The following is a 1,998-nucleotide window of genomic DNA, read 5'->3' as shown; positions in this document are numbered from 1 at the left end:
GCCGCCCGCCGCATCGGGTCGGGGTAGCCGCGCTGCTGGATATTCACCAACCGCGTCGCCGCCACTCGGGCACCTGCGGACGCTCCGCGCCGAGCGTGGTGTCGTCGCCGTGGCCCGGGTAGACGACCGTGTCGTCACCGAAACGGGCGAACAGCTTGGACTCGACATCGCCGAGCAGGGAGGCGAAATCCTCGGGGGTACCGGTCTTGCCGACACCGCCCGGGAAGAGCGAGTCACCGGTGAACAGGTGGGTGCGCCCCGCGCCGTCGGTGAGGGCCAGCGCGACCGACCCGGGGGTGTGGCCGCGCAGATGGATCACCTCGAGGTCGAGTTCGCCGATGCGCACCGTCTCGCCGTCGGCGAGCAGCCGGTCCGGGGGCACGGGCAGGGCGGGGGCGTCGAGTTCATGGGCGGCGGTGGGGATCTCGGTGGCCGATGCCACCTCCTTCAGCGCCCACCAGTGGTCCGGGTGCTGATGCGTGGTGACGATCAGTTCGACCCGCCCGGGTGCCTCCTGCTCGATGAGTTCCAGCAGGCGTTCGGCCTCGTTGGCGGCATCGATCAGCAGGGTCGCGCCGGTGGCGGTGCACCGCACCAGATAGACGTTGTTGTCCATCTGGCCGACCGACATCTTCACGATGCGCGCGCCCGGGACCTCCCGCTGCTGCGGATTGCTGCCGGGGGCGACATGGCCCGTATAGGGCGAATCGATCGTGATCACACTGCCGATGGTAGTCATGGCCGCCGACACGGGTGGTAGGAAGAAAACTCACGCACCCCTTCCCTGCGGATAGATTCGAGACCATGGCGCCACCGAAGCCACTGATCCTGGTCCTGACCGGCTTTCTGCTGGCCTTCACACTGCTGGCCGGCCAGCCCGCGGTGGCGCGCGCGGAGCAGCCGACGCGGCTGCCCGGGTACGTCACCGACACCGCGCAGGTGTTGAGCGACGCGCAGGAGGCCGAGGTCGCGGCGGCCGTGGAAGAGCTGTACGGCGCCGAACGCGAACGGCTGTGGGTCGTCTATGTACGCGACTTCGCCGGGATGGACCCCCGGGAGTGGGGTGAGCGCACGGCGGCGGCCTCGAATTTCGGGGATCGGGATGTGCTGCTGTCCGTCGCCGTGGACGACCGCGCCTACGCGTTCACCGGCAGCCTTCCCCAGGATGTCGGCGAGAGCGACCTGGACCGCATGCTCACCGATGACGTGGAACCGAGACTGCGCGCCGGGGACTGGGCCGGGGCCGCGGTGGCGACCGCGCACGGGCTGTCGGCGGCCATGAATCCGCCCGGGACCAACCCGCTGCCGCTGCTGATCGTCGCGGCGGTGGTGGTGCTGCTGGTGGCAGGGCTGTGGTGGTGGTCGCGGTCCCGGCGAGCCGAGCGGGAGTGGCGGGAACTGGAGCGGGTGCGGGAGATCGACCCGACCGACACCGCGGCGCTGACCGCCCTGCCGCTGCCGATCCTGGACACGCGCTCGCGGGAACTGCTCGTGGACATCGACAACGCGATTCGCACCAGCACCGAGGAATTGCGTTTGGCCACCGACGAATTCGGCAACACCACCACCGCGCCCTTCGCCGCCGCGCTGGAGGCCGCGAAACACGCATTGGCCACGGCGTTCTCGATCCGCCAGCAGCTCGACGACGCGATCCCGGAGTCCCCGGATCAGCGCCGCGGCATGCTGGTGGACCTCATCGCCACCTGCGGGCGGGCCGATCGGGAACTCGACGCCAAGGTCGACGAATTCGACGCCATGCGCAATCTGCTCATCAATGCCGGAGACCGGCTGGACGCACTGACCCGGAGCCTGGTGGAGCTGACGGCGCGGATGCCGGGCGCGGAGACCACACTGGACACGCTGGTGCGGGAGCATCCGGCGTCGGTGATCGCGCCCATTCGCGACAATGTGCGCATGGCGCACGAACGAATCGCGTTCGCGGAGCACAATATCGAGCAGGGGCGGGCCGCGGCGGCGCGGCCGGTGGGTGAGCAGGGC

The 1,998-nt window shown here is 70.1% G+C and carries 2 protein-coding genes; one reads left to right on the top strand and one right to left on the bottom strand.

Translation table 11 applies throughout. The annotated features are described in order from the left end of the window. Positions 1-43: 43 nt before the first annotated feature. Entirely contained in the window at positions 44-739 is a 696-nt protein-coding gene (locus QK444_RS35890; RefSeq protein ID WP_282786514.1) for an MBL fold metallo-hydrolase, read from the bottom strand. A 65-nt stretch (positions 740-804) separates the two neighbouring features. Between QK444_RS35890 and QK444_RS35885 the strand changes: the two genes are divergently transcribed. After that, positions 805-1,998 (top strand): TPM domain-containing protein (locus tag QK444_RS35885; RefSeq protein WP_282786512.1); only part of this gene is annotated, 1,194 nt, incomplete at its 3' end.

Source organism: Nocardia sp. CC201C, from assembly GCF_030010695.1.
GTDB classification, from domain to species: Bacteria; Actinomycetota; Actinomycetes; order Mycobacteriales; family Mycobacteriaceae; genus Nocardia; species Nocardia otitidiscaviarum.
The sequence above is the reverse complement of the archived record's forward strand: the minus strand, read 5'-3'. Positions and strand labels throughout refer to the sequence as shown.

Excerpts from the sequence above, each read along its gene's own strand:
- QK444_RS35890 (WP_282786514.1), bottom strand. The coding sequence starts at position 739 with ATGACTACCATCGGCAGTGTGATCACGATCGATTCGCCCTATACGGGC.